Below are 14,223 nucleotides of genomic sequence, written 5' to 3' on the forward strand. Positions count from 1 at the left end.
TTCTCTCCTCGGCCATAGCCGGCGCGATGGTGAGCTTCATCGTCGGAGCCGGAATAGCAGACCTCTCAATAGAACTCGTTGGCATGAAAGTTCGCTCGAAGTTCTATGACATTTTCGCATCCCTCCCGGGGAGCGGAATTGAGAAGACCCTCGGGGTCTCTATCGGTATGAGCTTACCAGCACTTCCTTACGTCATTGTACTGGCGTTTTTCCTCACCGTGAGCGGTGGGGTTGAGAGTTTACCGCTAATTCTCTTCGCAGTAACGACCCTCTGGCTCTGGAGCGTCTCCCTGGGGACGTTTCTTGGGGTGAGGATAAAGGAGCCTCTAACGGTTATGAGGCTCTCAACGATTTTAACGACGCTTCTGACGGTCTTTCCGCCAGTGTATTACCCTCTCAGCGTGGTTCCAGAACCACTGAGAAAACCCCTGCTTCTTATCCCCACAGTGAGCGCTTCAACCGTTATGAGCGGAGAACCACCGGAGCTTGCCTTTATTTCCCTGGCTTTTTGATCCGTAATTGGAGTGTTCATGCTCCTTAAATTTGAACTTAGGGAGAGATGAGGAGTCCAACGGCTATACAACAGTTCTCAATGTTCTCAATATCGTTGAGTTTCCAAAGGGTCTCAAGCTTGGCTTAACCGTGATAACCCCCGACTCTGGAAGATTACCTGCTAGCAATCAAGATTTCGCAGGCTATGGTGAAGAGGAGAACCCCAGTTCCGGCGGTTGATGCAGTGGTTGCCGCAGTAGCTATCAACAGGAGTTTAAAGCTCATGACAAAGGACAGACACTTTGGAGTGGATAAAGGAAGAGTTTGGGGGCTGAACCTCCTTGAACAATGATTTCCCTTAGTTAAGCTCTCAATTTTTTGTTCGTCTCCCGATCTCATTTACCCACTTCTCCTTTTCAGCGTAAAACTTCTTAACGCATCTTCTCTGAGCTAGATAGAGAAGCCCTAGGAAAAATACTAGAGCTATTAGCACCCCGGTGTCTGGTTTGAACAAGTATCCAACGGCGAGGGCGAGGAGAACGTTAAGAACAAAGATGCCCTCCACTCTAAGGGCTTTTATTATCCAATCGCTCAGAAAAGAAACAACAAACACCGCGATCGCCATCAGCCAAATCCACGTATCCACACTGACTGCCTTTTGAGGATACATTGTTAAAACCCACGGGAACCATGCTAGGCCAGAGCAGAAGGTCAACTTCAGCCGTTTCAGCTCGTGTAGTGACTTTTTGTGGGCAACATATCCGATAGAGTAGGAGTGCACGCCCGATAGATGGAAAAGCACCATCGCCAGAATAGCGCTTATCCCCCAGCCAACGGCCATATCCCCTGTAAAGTGCTCCCCGGAGCCGAGGAAATAGAAGAGAAGGCCCGAGATGATGTCGTAGCTCATTACCACAAAGAAACCGGCGATTGAAACTGCAGATGCTATGACAAACAACTTTAGCTCAACCCCCCTCCTTTTGAGGATGAACAAAATAACTGCAATGCCACCGACAATAACGAGGAAAACCATCGCAAGGAGGGAAACGTTTTCCAGGTACTCTCTGATTATAGCCCCCAAGCGAGGCCTTCCGTCGATGAAAATTTTCACCGCTACCTTCTCACTACTACCGTTTTCTTGGAGCAGGGTGAAAGTAAAGACGTTCTCTTTTCCAAGGAACATCCAGTTAAGACCCGGTGAAAAAGGCCCCTCGTAATCGTCAGTTATCCTTGAAAGCGCGTACCAGAGTGGAAGCTTTATCCTCGCAGGTGGTTTGAACCAGAGTGGCTTTTCACCCCACCACGCCATTCGCTCTCTGCCATTGTATTCCACGTAGAGTAGCGCCTCTCCCGGCTTCAGCTCAACGCCGTCGACTGAGCTGATGTAAACAGTGAGCTTTCTATTTTCGCCTGCGTTCAGGGTGCAAAATACATCTTTCACCGTTGCGTTGATTCTATGAGGACAGTCTACTGTTGCACCGCTTGCGATTGGAGCCAATAATATGAGTATAAAAAAGACCGAGAGGAGTCTTTTCATAGGCCTTCCCCCAAGTCTCGCTTCGTAGCTCTCTCAATCGCTCGTTTGATTTCAATATATCGGGTTCCCCCCTCCGAGAAGCCCTCTGGAATACCTTCAACTCTGGAAACCCTAACCAGGATATAGAGGGGAAACAGAATGGCTATACCGGCGAAATAAACCGCAAATATTGAGTCCGCTCTAACGGACTTAAGGATGTAAAATACCCATCCGACGGAAAGGGGAAGGGCAATTAACCTTAGGAGCCTGTTCAGGAGCTCATACCTGCTCATGAACAGAGCCACATAAAAGGCTAAAAAGCCGAGCCAAGTAGCATGTTTATAAGTTATGAGCGATATGGGCACAATCTCAACTCCAGTTAAAGCGGGTTTTTTGAGAGTGTGGCCTCGTCCGACCTTCTCAAGGATGTTGGCCTCTTCCCTAAACATGAGAAGGAGGAACGTGGCAATCAGCGAGGGAACGAGGATAGAAAAGTCCCCCTCCATGTTCTCAGGGCTTCCGAGGAAGTAAAGTATGACAAGTGAGGAATAAAGAGAAATCACAAGAATGGCGTACAATGTGAGCCCATAGAGCCATCTGTTTGGGCCTTTTGGCGTTTCTCTTTTTTCGGGTTTAGTCTTGGGAGCCTTTCCAGTTGCTAGTCTTGCAATTTCAAGCAGGTCTTTGTAAAAAGCAACGATGATAGCGATAAAGATAAGCGGAAGAACGGGTTTTATTGAGTGCCATATTGTTGAAAGGACGTCCCCATCTATGAACACCCGGACAGTTATCCTTTCACTCCCTGCTCCGTCCTTAACGAGGAAGGTTAGGGTATGCCACTTGTCGTAGAAGACCCACTTTTCACAGCAGTAGCTCGAGCTCCTATACACAAAGGAAATCGCTTCTCCAGAAGGAATTTCAACAGCAAAGGAGCCATTTCCAGTGTAAAAGCCGTTGCTGTTGGGATACAGAATCTTTCCGCTTTGGTAGAATACGGGAAAGGAGTCGCCGACTCTATATCCATCAATTGAGAGGAGTTTAATCGAAACGTTCTCCTCTCCATAAACGGTGCAGGTTATAGTGTCCTCTACGTGAACTTTCTCCGTGCACTCTATTTTGGCCCCAGAAACTGGACTGAGAGTCATCAAAAGTAATAGAACTAAAATTAAAGAGCCCTTCCTCATACACTCCCCTCCCTCTCCATATCCCTTATCACCCTCTCGAACCTTTCGAGGAGTTCCCTCACTTCAGGACTTCTCTGGGCTACGGGCAGTTGTTCAATCGTTGGAGCGCTCTCGACCTTCAAAACGACGTAATGGGGGTGGAAAAATGCCAGGGCCAAAAACGCGATGGCAAAAACTATGTCAGCGTTCGCGATGAGGACAAGGGTAAGGGCCACAACCAGGGAAACCGGAAGGGCAAGCTTCCTCATCGTTCTGTTGAGCTCGGGTTCCTGGTTGGGGAGGAAGAGAGCTAAGAAAAGAAGCAAACCAAAAACCGTGGGCCATCCACCAAAAGGAACCATCGCCAAAGGTGTCCATTCAAGGCCGGTAATTGGCGCTTCCCTGATTACGTAGGGATACCCGCTTTTTTCCGCTTCCCTGACGAAGATTAGCCATTCAAGGGTTAAACCTGCCAGCACGGTTGTCGGAAGGTACAGCCTGAAATCGCCCAAGATTTTTTCGGGGGTGGCCAGTAGGTAGAAAATCCATGGCGCTACAAGCATTCCTAAATACAGAAAGAGAAAGGCCGAACTTATGAATGAAGACCTCGACGGTTCGGGTGGTTTCAGCTTGTCCTTTTCCCTTTGGGTTTCATCCATGTTCTCTGCCCTTTCAGTTCTCAGAAGTTCTACCAGCTTTGAGAGAAAGAGTATTGCCAGGACAATACCAAGGGCTAGTCCAATCTCACGGATAAAATGTAGGACATCCTTGTCTTCCCAGGGGTAGTGAAGTCTGCCCGAGATGTAAACGTTGACGCTCTTTTCCTCAACCTTCCCGTTTCTGTGGATTATAGCAAACGTCAGGGTGTTTTTCTTGTTATAGAAGACCCAGTAATGCTCCTGCCCCAGCCACGCTTTATCTGCGACAACTTCCATAGCGTTCTTTAGACCAACTGAGAAGTTAAAGGGAACCCTGAAATAATGCCTCCGAGCGTTCCCGGTTATCGTTTCATTCCGGTCTGTGGGGTATCCTGTTACCCAGACGTCTGAATCAACCTGAACCCCGTCAAAGGACTTCAGATAGACTTTAACGCTCTCATTACTCTCTCCAAGAAGTGTGCACCTTAAGGTGAGGTTTGGAGCGCTGACGTGGTCGTCGCAGGAAAGACTAACCCCCGCAACAGAAGGAATGAAGAGGAGAACCACAAGGATTACCCCAATCCCCTTTCTCATTTTAATCCTTGTGTAGTCCTTTCATAAAACTTTTTAAAGTTATCTCAAAAACTCGAAGTCATGAGAAAAGAAACGGCCTTTGGAATCATCATTTTGATGGTGCTCCTATCAGTCTCACGGACAGCTAGCGCTGGGGATATTTCTCACAATCGAACTCTCTCACTTAACTGCGGTCATTTCACAGTAAAAGGGACATGGACATCATATTCGGGTCCTGATGTGATTGTGGAAGGTAGGTGTGCCGTAACTTTCGTTAATCCCACTAACACCACCATTAAATACTCTTTCACTTACTGGAAAAAGCTGAACGTCATTCCTAGGGGTGTGGATTTTGGTTATCAATTCCTCAAACTGCCGGAGAGGTGGATAAAGCCCGGCGAAGTTGTTGTGTACAACCTCTCCATGAAGGGCGAAGTTAAGGGGATAACCGATGTTCTCAAACTGATTGAGGAGGGCAAAATCTCGATAGTTGGCACGGGAGAATTTTGGATGGAAACGAGAGAAAAGACGTCAAAGCACATTCCTTTCAGTGTTGATGTCGTTATACCAGTTAAATTCGAATGGTACAGCGTTTTACTCGCGGTTTCAGCCATTGTTATGCCTGTTGTATGGTTTATTTTTGCCCTCTTAATGGGGATTGTGAATAGGAAAGACGAGGCAAAAGCCTTTGGGTGGGCCATTCTTGCATCGTTAGGAGTTGTTGTGGTGCCATTTTTCGGAATTCTGACAACTCTCAACTTGAAAGCCCAGCTCTTCACTCTCCTCTCCATCGAACTGGCATGGCTGGCGATGTGGTTATCCCTAGTAAACAGAACAACACCCGAGAAGCCGGAGAAAGTTACAGAACTCCTGGGCAATGCTGTCCTAGTTTTTCTCGGACTTTCAGTTTTTACGGCAGTTCTTGGAGGCTACACCGAGGGTAGTTCAGCCCTTACGGGTGGGATAATCTTCCTTGTAGTTCTTCTGGTTGGTATTATGAAGGACAGTCTGGGCGAAAAGGAAAAACGGGGTAAAGTACCGAGGATAGAGCCGTTTCCCTTCGGCCTTGCCCTCTTGTTCCTTTCATACCCCAGTTTGGCTGATTTACTTCTCGGGGGATGGCGGGAAGGATTCGTAATAATGTCCTTTGCAACACTCCTCTTACTTGCCTTGGGAACATGGTTCGTAAGAAAAGCGAAAAGCGGGAGGGAAGTTCAAAGCGTGTAATCCAGAACCTTCTTAGCTTCCTCGATGTGCTCGGGATAGACGTTCTTAATCTCGGGATGGAGGGCCTTAATGACCCTTCCGATGAGGACGAAGAGCGTTCCCGCTATAATCGGAAGCTCGTTTACCACATCTTCCTCAAGTGGAATGTCGCCCGGTATCTTCTTGAGGACGTACTTCCTGATGGGCTCAATCTGAACTTTCTCGTCCTCAATGACGGCCCTGAAGAGGTTGAGGCTGTTCTTGAAGCCCTTGGTAATCGGAATGTGGCGCATCTTTATCGTGCTTGAGCGCTCAGCCTTCGCATTCTCATAGGCAACCTCGAAGAGGTCTGCCAGCTTCTTCTCAACTATGTCCATCATCTCCTCGGCACGGGGCTTTATGACAGCAAGCTCACAGGTCCTCTCCAGAATCTTCTGGAGCTGTGGGTATGGTATTATCATCTCGGCCATGTCCATCACCTCCGCGTTTTTGCCGGGAAATTTTAGTAACTCAGAGTATATAAAACTTTCGAACCCTTTTTAAAGGCACTCCCCAATTGACGGGCATGCTCGGGGTAATCATGGCGTTTCCAGAGAAAAGGTGGGAGAACTACACGATTCCCGTAAATGATAAGCCAGTGGTAAAGCTCACCGAAAAGAGGCTTTTGATGGGCAAGAGGATAGAAAGAGCAATAACAATCGTAAGGAGGGATAAGCTGAAAACTTACTCGCTCCACGTCTCGAACCCCATTCCCGTTTCGGCGAGAAACAAAATCGAGGCCCTTCTCAAAGCCCTTCCAGATGAGCCGTTCTTTCTGGTTGAGGGAAACATGCCCCTGCTCATGCCATTTCTCGTGAACTATCTGGCCGGACTCTACTACGAGAACGAACCTGAGGCCGTAATCCCGGTCTGGCGCGACGGGAGCAGAGAAGTTTTCCACGCCGTTTACGAGCCAGAACCGCTGAGAGATGCAGTGGAATCCGCCTTTGCCGAAGGATATAAGAGCTTTTCAAGGGTTGTTGAGTTCCTCGACTACGAGGCGGTTTCAATAGAGGAGCTCGCAAAAAGAAACCCGAAGGTTACGCTCAGCTTTTTCCGCGTTAAGAGTTCCCTCGATATTGCCTTTGCAGAGAAAACCATGGCGGAGCTCAAAACTCGGGGAGAGCTCTTTTAACGGCCCTCGCTATCCCAACGGCTAGGATGGCCTTTGCCGTATCCACTGGCACGAAGGGAAGAACCCCGATGTAGAGGGCCTTTGCGAAGTTACCCCCGAGGTAGAGGCCGAGCCTCAGCCAGCCGAGTAGATAGATGACGCCAAGGGCCAGCAGAGAGCCCGCAATCCAGAGATATGGATTCTTAAACCTCTCCGCAAAGAGGCCCGCGATAAACGAGGCGAGCGGAAAGGCCAGAAGGTAGCCACCGGTGGGGCCGTAAAGGTGGGCAAAACCACCAGTAAAGCCCGCGAAGATGGGAAAACCAATCGCACCAGCTAAGAGATAAATGGCCTGAGTCAAAAACCCGAGTCTCGCACTGAGGAGAAGACCCGACAGGAGAACCATGAGGACCTGCAACGTGAAGGGAACGGGCCCTAGGGGTATTTCAATCTGGGCACTTACAGCAGTTAATGCCACGAAGAGGGCGGTTAGAGATATTTCCCTCGCGTTCATGTCGGCTAAATTGGGGCTCATCTTTAAAAGAGTTAGCGTTCCCGTAGGTGTGATGATTAGGGTGGAAAACCTCCACTTTGCCTACCGCCAGAGAGAGGTCCTTAGGGGGATAGACCTCACCCTCGGGGAAGAAATCCTCGCTCTAGTTGGCCCGAACAGGAGCGGAAAGACGACACTGGCGAAGCACCTCAACGGCCTGCTCAGGCCGGGAAAAGGCAGGGTTCTGGTCGATGGGCTCGACACGAGGGAACATACGGTAGCCGAGCTCAGCAGAAAGGTTGGCTACGTCTTTCAAAATCCCGAGCACATGTTCTTTGAGGAAACGGTCTTTAAGGAGGTTGCCTTCGGGCCAAAGAACCTTGGGCTCGATAGGGAGGAAGTTGAGGAACGCGTTAGGTGGGCCCTCAAAGCGGTAAACCTCGAAGGTTTTGAGGAAAGAACCCCCTACTCCCTCAGCGGTGGTGAGAAGCAGAGGTTGGCAATAGCCTGTGTCTTAGCTATGAGGCCAAAATATTTAATCCTCGACGAACCCACGACCGGACTCGATTTGAAGGCCGAGAGGAGCGTTGTGGAGGTCATTACGTCCCTCAGGGAAAAGGGTCACGGAATCCTCCTGATAACCCACGACATGGATTTGGTTCTGGAGCTTGCCGACCGGGTTGTTCTCCTCAACGAGGGAAGGAAGGTCTTCGATGGACCCGTTGAGGAGTTCTTCAGGCTCGACGTTGAAGGATACGGCCTGGAACGGCCGGAGCTTCTGATTCTGGCCGAGAAACTGGGGACAAGCTTCGTGAGGAGTGCCGAGGAACTTGTCGGGAGGGTCGGCGGTGATTTATCAGTTCTACGTTGAGAGGAAGTCCTTTCTGCACTCCCTCGACCCAAGGGTTAAAATAATCGCCACGTTGCTCGGGATAGCTTCCCTCATGCTGTTCAATGACCCCAAGGTTCTCGTCCCCATGTTCTTCCTCATCCTGTTCTCGGGAAGGCTCCTCGGAAGGCTTGGAATCGGCGAGCAGTTAAGGCTTCTGAAGCCCCTGGCATTTCTGGTGATTCTGACCCTTTTTCTGTGGCCCTTGATTTACAAACCAAGGCTTGTGGGCCTTCTTCTCGGAGTTTCGTTCTCGCTTCGTCTCTTGGGCTTTGGCCTGATAACGTTTCAGCTACTCATGACAACGAGACAGAGGGAACTTGTGCTCGGCTTTGTGAAGCTCGGCGTTCCCTACGAGATAGGCCTGACCCTTACCATAGCCCTCCGCTACATTCCAACGCTCTACGGCATAGCAAACACAATCATGGACGCCCAGAGGAGTCGCGGTCTTGAGCTCGATAGGGGCAATATATTGAGCAGAATAAGGAAAACCGTCCCAATCCTGATTCCGCTAATAGTTGCCTCCCTCAAAACCGCCCACGAGCTCAGCATAGCCCTTGAGAGCAGGGCCTTTGGAGCGGGCAAGAAAAGGACGTTTTACAGGGACATTGAAATGAGGGGGACGGATTATGTGGTTCTCTCCACCGTTGTTTTGGCCTTTGCCCTGCTCCTGTACCTGCGTTTTGTCCACGGGTTTGGACACATGCTCATCTACCGGCAATGAGTTTTACGAGGGAATCAACGGGAATCGAGTGGTCTCCAAGGCTTCCTATCTGCTCTGGAGGGGATTTTAGAACCGTTACGTTCAGCTTGTGGTGTCCCCGGTAGGAGCTCGTCCTGAGGACGAGGAGGGCATCGAAGAGCTCGGGGAGGAGGAACAGCCTCGCGAATTCACTGGGAAGGTCGAGCTCGTTGAGGGTTAGAGTCTCGTGGTGGAGAACCAGGGTGAGCATCATCTCATCTGTTTTCCTTCTGAGCTCAAGAATAGTTTCACGGGAAACATCTTTGAGGGCTGAAAACTGGGAAACAAGGACGAGAGAACCCTCTTCAACGTACTCAAGGGCCTGCAGGAGTTCATCACCGCTGTAAACGTTTGCCGAGAGTAGGTTTGATGGCTCGACTTCGAGGGCCTTGAGAACTCCCGGCGAAAAGGTCCTCTTCGGTCCGACGTGATAGGCTTTCCCACCGCGAAGGGCCTCGCCCAGAAGGGTGTGAACGAAAAGCGAGCCGGCTAACTCATCGGTGGAGACAAGGGCCGAGAGTGAGGCCTGACTGAACTCAAGGGGAAACCCCTCGAAGGGTTTTATCCCGCTGATTTCCTCGACTGGTTGGAAAAAGCCCGGCATCGTGAACCCTTCGCGGAAGTCCTATTTATCCTTTCCGCTCATGGATGGAACATTCCAAGGGTTGCAATTCCCATCAGTCCGAGGATTCCGGCGATGATTAGCTCAACCACAATCGCTATCAGCCACGCCAGGAACGCCCTAATCCAGTCCGTGTGGAAGACGACCTTGATGACCCACACGTAGGTTACTATGAAGGCCAGCCAGCCGAGGGAGATGCCAAACGGCCCCATCACCGAAAAGACCAGCGACACTATTCCACCAACGATTAGCCCGAGGAGTCCACCGCCGACGATTGCAACCATCGCGCCGATAACCGAGGCGTCCTTTATCCCGACAAGCTTCGCGCTGAAGGCCAGCACTAGCCCCGCTATGAATAGCGCGAAGAGAAAGCCTATCAGCGTGGCTACTCCAAACCCCGTGAGAGGCACCATCCCGGCATGCCCGTACACCGTATCACCCGACCTATTTACGGCGAGGTTGTTTAATAACTTGTCCCAAAAGGCCTATAAGGTTCAACTCCAACGGGAGCCGGTGGTTAGAATGAGCATTGAAAAGGCTCTGTGGGACTTCTTCTACAACTACTTCTGGGAGCCGATGTTCACGAGGAGTGGCTACAACGCGGTTAATACCTTCGTCTACGCACTGCTGTTTGGTTTGGGAGTCATCTATTCCTATCGCTACATCATCAAGCCACTGAAAATAAAGGTTGACGAGAGGCTCTTCTGGGCAGTAACGCCGATGGTCGTCTTTGGAGCAACGGTCAGGGCCCTCGTGGACGGTGGGGTATTGCCGGAGAACCCCCTGATTTTGACACCGGGAATCTTTTTCACGGCCTTTGCCCTGATAGTCCCAGCAATCGTTGCCGATGCAAAGCTGAAGACGTATCCTAAGATAACGATAGCTTGGGGAACCATTCTGGCACTCTGGGCGAACTACCTCTTGGTTACGCACGCGAAAAACTGGCGCCCCTACGAGCTGACCCTTATCCACACGGCTATAAGCTGGGCGGTAGTTCTGGCGTTCTATAAGTGGAAGCCCTTCGACAGGCTCTACCTGTATCCCGTGCTGGCCCACTACTTTGACATAGCCTCAACGGTGGTTGGAATCCACTTCTACCACTACCACGAGGTTCACTGGGTTGAGAGCCACCTCGTCCAGTGGTTCGGGGCCTACATCTACTACCCGTGGATAACCCTTATCCTTGTCGTCGTCTACTACGCCCTCCAGAAGCTCGTTCCCGACGAAGAGGAGAGGAAGTTCTGGTATCTGGCAATCTACGTCCTCGGCCTCGGCCCGGCGATACGCGACCCGGCCCAGATGGTCCTTCAGGTGTGAGAGTTTTGCCTTCCTCTATTTCCCTCCTCAGCGTTTTCGCTTCTTCCTCGGCCTTCCTCACGCGGAAGACCCTCGCGATTCTCTCTATGGCCTCAAACTTTCTCACCACTCCGTCGAGCCACGTGAAAACGTCACCGGGATAGACTATCAGCCCGTAAACCTTCCTGAAATGCTCCGCTATCTGGGTCGGGTGCTTCCCGCTCCTGCGGAGTTCTATAATAAGGTTCCCAACGCGCTCCATCGCGTATTCGGTGCAGTCCTCTTCACCGCACATGAAGAACTCCTGGTAGATTGTGAAGAGCCTCTCGGCCGCGTTCGGGCTCAGCTCCGGGATAACCTTGTCGAGCTCTTCCAGAATCGAGGCGAAGCTGGAGGAAAAAACGTTGGAGCTTATCCTCCCCCTCACAGCGCTTTCAAGTTCTCTCTGGAGCGTCCCGCTCAAATAGAGGTTCTCGAAGGGGAGCAGTTTGAGGGCAATCCAGCGGATTGGTTTTTCCCTCAGGTTCTTCCTTATAAACTCGGCCTCCTTCGGCAGGAGGAAGCTCATACTCACAGCTCTTCCATAGGGGGTGACCTCGACCAAAGAGCCCCTGAGCTTTACGAGCTCGAACTCCTCCAGCTTCTCAAGGACCTTCTCAGCGCTCTGGTTAGCCCCGAGGCATCTCGCCTGAACTTCCTCGATGACGTCGAGCCTGTTGAAGACGCAGGAGTGAGCTAAGACGTTGTCCTGCTCAAGCTCGTCGCTCCACTCAACGGTAACGGGCTCTATAGGAGCCGTCAAAAGCTTGAAGGCCACCTCTTCCTCCGTTCCCTCCATTTGGGCAGAGTACTTCCTGCCGGGTTCGACGATTAGGTAAACTTTGCCCTTCTCGTGGTATAGCGGTCTGCCGGCCCTTCCAAGCATCTGGTGGAATTCCCTGACGCTGAGCCACTTGTTGCCCATCGCGAGGCTCTCGAAGATGACCTGCGAAGCCGGAAAATCAACACCGGCCCCGAGTGCCGCGGTAGTGACCACCACGTCGAGCCTCTGAGCCAGAAACTCCATCTCGGTAAGCTTCCTCTGTTTGTAGGGCAAACCGGAGTGGTAGGGCTTAGCTTTGAGGCCCTTGCTCGTTAAATATGCGGAAAGCTCGTGGGTTCTCTTGCGCGAGAATGTGAAGACTATCGTCTGGCCCTTGTAGCCCTGTTTCGACTTCCTCATGGCTTCCGCCTTACAGAGGTTCGCAATGTGCCTCCACTTTTCCGATTCATTGCGGACGATGATTATGTGCCTCTCCAAATCCACGGGCCTCTCGTCGTAGAGGACAAGCTTTAGGCCGAGTTCTTTCGCAAGCTCCTCCGGGTTTCCGACGGTTGCGCTTAACCCTATGAACTGGACCTTTGGATAAAGCCTCCTCAGCCTCGCGATTAAGCCATCCAGCCTCGGCCCGCGCTCCTCATCGTCAAGGGTGTGAATCTCATCGACAACAATCGTCCCGACGTTGCCGATCTTCCTTCCAGCCCTGAGGAGATAGTCTATCCCCTCGTAGGTTCCCACTATAACCTCGGCGTCTATTCCGGTATCAACGACCACAAGCTCGTCCTTCGTCTTTATACGGCTCATTCCAACGCGAATAGCTACGCGGAGGCCAAGCTTCGAATAGCGCCGTTTAAAGTCCTCGTACTTCTGATTAGCTAAAGCCACGAGCGGAACGAGAAAGAGCATCTTTTTGCCTTCCATTGCCTTCGGAATTCCAGCCAACTCGCCGATGAGGGTCTTCCCGCTGGCGGTTGCCGAGACGACGAGAAGGTTTTCCCCCTCGAGGAGGCCGTTTTTCACGGCCAAACTCTGAACCGGGAGGAGTTCCTTAACGCCCTCCTTTTTCAGGACTTCCTTAAACTTCTCTGGCAGTGAGAGCTCATCAACCTTAATCTTCTCAACCTTCACGCGCTTTGCCTTCAGTTCGTCCCACTTCGTTACTTCGGGATGTCTCGTTGGGTCGAAACGGGGGTCAAAGGCATATAGGACCTTATCGAGGTCCCTAAACCTTTTCAGGAGCTTCTTCGCCTGCTCGAACATAGCTATGCTGTTAAACCTAAAGCGGAGCTCCCTCTTAAGCTCGTCCTCTGCACAGCGCTCGCAGATGTACTCGTTGCGGTATTTTATCCTGTTGCCGGGAGTTAGAACCGTTATCCTGCCTTCGAGGAGGCAGAGACGGCACAGCTCGGCCTTCTCAACCCTCTTGTTTTGAAGCCTCCGCCTGAAGTAGTCCTCCCAATCGTCGGCGTTGACCAAAACTATTCTCGCCTGACGGAGAAGCTTCTCTATCTCCTTGGGGTTCCTGTACTGGCTCCCCTCAAGGACCTTGAAGAGCCTGCCCTCGCGCATTATGAAGCGGTAAACTCCATCGACCTTAAGTCCCTGCATCTGAGAAAGCTTCTCGGGTTCCTTCTCGATGAAAAATGCCTCGAGCTCGTTCTTCTTCCTGCCGGGTCTTATAACGAAGAGCATCTTCACCGCCTCGGCCAGCCGTCCATTCATCACAGCTCAGAGTCGGGAGGCGTCCTCATCGGCGAGCCAGCAGTCCTTGAGCTCTTCCACGACGAGGTTGGCCTCTATCGTCAAAGCATTTACCCCAAAGGTCTTTTTCAGATTTTCCAAGAACTTCCTCAATTCCTCCATGTCCCTGAATTCGGCCTTGATGACGACGTTGTAATCCCCGGTTTTTATGTAGAGGAACTCGACGTTCTCTAGCGATGCAACTTCCTTTAGAAGGCCTCTTGTGTATGGGTCAATCTCCTTGAGCCTCATGAGGATTAAAGCCCTGACAAAGTTTTCTAGGAAAGATGGGTCTATAATCGCGGAGTAACCCTTGATTGCTCCAAGCTTTTCAAGCTTTTCGACCCTGCTCTTCACGCTGGCGGGGGATAGATTAACGAGCTTTCCCAGTTCGGTCAGGGTAACCCTGCCATTTTTTCTCAAAATCCTCAGAATTTTCCTGTCCTTTTCGTCAATTCCGGGCATATTATCACCGCAAAGGAAAGGAAAAAGTCAGCGGGTAATCTTTACCTGGTTCATCAGCTCAAGCGGTTCTGGGTGTTTCTCGAAGTACTCTCTGACGGGTTTGAGCAACTCGATGAGGTACTCAGCAACCGCGTTCTTCAAATCGAGCGGGTGGAGCTTTCCTTCGGCGAAGTCCCTCTTGAGCTCCTCGAAGGTCGTGTAGGTGACGTCCCCACCGAACTTGGCCGGACGGTGTATGGTAAATTCAGTCGGCTCCTCGCGGAAGATTATGTATTCGGCCCAGTCCAGGACGGGGTTGTATTTGACCTCCTTTGCCGGACAGAAGGCCTTCCTGAGCTTTTGCTTTATCTCCTCTGGCGAATCGTGGATGAACACAGCTGAGTAGGGCTTGCTCTTGCTCATCTTCATCTGGGTC

15 protein-coding genes and 2 pseudogenes are annotated in these 14,223 nt (G+C 51.1%); 7 read left to right on the forward strand and 10 right to left on the reverse strand.

Going from position 1 to position 14,223, the window contains the following annotated elements:
• Window positions 1-512: multidrug transporter (locus MVG27_RS00005; protein ID WP_297555764.1), on the forward strand; the 512-nt coding region annotated here is incomplete at its 5' end.
• 188 nt (window positions 513-700) lie between these two features.
• Window positions 701-844 (forward strand): hypothetical protein, encoded by a 144-nt coding sequence (locus MVG27_RS00010; RefSeq protein WP_297555766.1) that lies wholly within the window; start codon window positions 701-703, stop codon window positions 842-844.
• 18 nt (window positions 845-862) lie between these two features.
• Here the strand turns inward: MVG27_RS00010 and MVG27_RS00015 are convergent, their stop codons facing one another.
• From MVG27_RS00015 to MVG27_RS00025, 3 genes are read right to left on the reverse strand one after another with little or no spacing between them, the layout of a single operon-like run.
• Window positions 863-2,029 carry a hypothetical protein gene (locus tag MVG27_RS00015; RefSeq protein ID WP_297550916.1) on the reverse strand — a complete coding sequence of 389 codons (1,167 nt, stop codon included), beginning with the start codon at window positions 2,027-2,029 and terminating at the stop codon, window positions 863-865.
• A complete protein-coding gene (locus tag MVG27_RS00020; protein ID WP_297550918.1) occupies window positions 2,026-3,153 on the reverse strand; it encodes a hypothetical protein in 1,128 nt (375 codons plus the stop codon). Before MVG27_RS00020 ends, MVG27_RS00015 begins: the two co-directional genes overlap by 4 nt.
• A gap of 35 nt (window positions 3,154-3,188) precedes the next feature.
• Window positions 3,189-4,403, reverse strand: coding sequence for a hypothetical protein (locus tag MVG27_RS00025; protein ID WP_297550920.1), 1,215 nt, complete (start codon window positions 4,401-4,403; stop codon window positions 3,189-3,191).
• A 60-nt stretch (window positions 4,404-4,463) separates the two neighbouring features.
• Between MVG27_RS00025 and MVG27_RS00030 the strand changes: the two genes are divergently transcribed.
• Complete coding sequence (locus MVG27_RS00030) at window positions 4,464-5,609, forward strand: hypothetical protein (RefSeq protein WP_297550922.1); 1,146 nt, start codon at window positions 4,464-4,466, stop codon at window positions 5,607-5,609.
• Here the strand turns inward: MVG27_RS00030 and MVG27_RS00035 are convergent.
• A complete protein-coding gene (locus tag MVG27_RS00035; protein WP_297466593.1) occupies window positions 5,597-6,058 on the reverse strand; it encodes a DUF1931 family protein in 462 nt (153 codons plus the stop codon). The two genes, MVG27_RS00030 and MVG27_RS00035, sit on opposite strands and share 13 nt — an antisense overlap.
• A gap of 95 nt (window positions 6,059-6,153) precedes the next feature.
• Between MVG27_RS00035 and MVG27_RS00040 the strand changes: the two genes are divergently transcribed.
• The gene (locus MVG27_RS00040; RefSeq protein WP_297551126.1) at window positions 6,154-6,762 is read left to right on the forward strand and encodes a molybdenum cofactor guanylyltransferase; all 609 of its coding nucleotides are present in this window, start codon (window positions 6,154-6,156) and stop codon (window positions 6,760-6,762) included.
• On the opposite strand, the gene MVG27_RS00045 is transcribed toward MVG27_RS00040, so the two are convergent.
• Window positions 6,737-7,255: a biotin transporter BioY gene (locus tag MVG27_RS00045; protein ID WP_297551128.1), complete on the reverse strand. Its 519-nt coding sequence runs from the start codon at window positions 7,253-7,255 to the stop codon at window positions 6,737-6,739. The two genes, MVG27_RS00040 and MVG27_RS00045, sit on opposite strands and share 26 nt — an antisense overlap.
• Before the next feature lie 52 nt (window positions 7,256-7,307).
• Between MVG27_RS00045 and MVG27_RS00050 the strand changes: the two genes are divergently transcribed.
• Window positions 7,308-8,105, forward strand: coding sequence for an ABC transporter ATP-binding protein (locus tag MVG27_RS00050; RefSeq protein WP_297551129.1), 798 nt, complete (start codon window positions 7,308-7,310; stop codon window positions 8,103-8,105).
• Window positions 8,083-8,847 (forward strand): energy-coupling factor transporter transmembrane component T, encoded by a 765-nt coding sequence (locus MVG27_RS00055; protein ID WP_297551132.1) that lies wholly within the window; start codon window positions 8,083-8,085, stop codon window positions 8,845-8,847. Before MVG27_RS00050 ends, MVG27_RS00055 begins: the two co-directional genes overlap by 23 nt.
• Here MVG27_RS00055 and MVG27_RS00060 read toward each other — a convergent pair.
• Both MVG27_RS00060 and MVG27_RS00065 read right to left on the reverse strand, forming a co-directional pair.
• The gene (locus MVG27_RS00060) at window positions 8,831-9,469 is read right to left on the reverse strand and encodes a hypothetical protein (protein WP_297551134.1); all 639 of its coding nucleotides are present in this window, start codon (window positions 9,467-9,469) and stop codon (window positions 8,831-8,833) included. The genes MVG27_RS00055 and MVG27_RS00060 overlap by 17 nt on opposite strands.
• Window positions 9,470-9,507: 38 nt before the next feature.
• Complete coding sequence (locus MVG27_RS00065) at window positions 9,508-9,918, reverse strand: hypothetical protein (protein WP_297551136.1); 411 nt, start codon at window positions 9,916-9,918, stop codon at window positions 9,508-9,510.
• Window positions 9,919-10,063: 145 nt separating this feature from the next.
• Between MVG27_RS00065 and MVG27_RS00070 the strand changes: the two are divergent.
• Window positions 10,064-10,741, forward strand: a pseudogene (locus MVG27_RS00070) (DUF63 family protein); the annotation flags it as partial.
• Here MVG27_RS00070 and MVG27_RS00075 read toward each other — a convergent pair.
• The 3 genes and pseudogenes from MVG27_RS00075 to MVG27_RS00085 all read right to left on the reverse strand — a co-directional run.
• Window positions 10,665-13,295, reverse strand: coding sequence for a DEAD/DEAH box helicase (locus MVG27_RS00075; RefSeq protein WP_366078636.1), 2,631 nt, complete (start codon window positions 13,293-13,295; stop codon window positions 10,665-10,667). The pseudogene MVG27_RS00070 and the gene MVG27_RS00075 overlap by 77 nt on opposite strands.
• Window positions 13,296-13,331: 36 nt before the next feature.
• Window positions 13,332-13,808, reverse strand: a complete 477-nt coding sequence (locus tag MVG27_RS00080) for an Lrp/AsnC family transcriptional regulator (protein WP_297551138.1) — start codon at window positions 13,806-13,808, stop codon at window positions 13,332-13,334.
• 27 nt (window positions 13,809-13,835) lie between these two features.
• A pseudogene (locus MVG27_RS00085) lies at window positions 13,836-14,223 on the reverse strand (tyrosine--tRNA ligase); the annotation flags it as partial.

Origin of the sequence: Thermococcus sp. (genome assembly GCF_027011145.1) — an archaeon.
GTDB lineage: Archaea > Methanobacteriota_B > Thermococci > Thermococcales > Thermococcaceae > Thermococcus.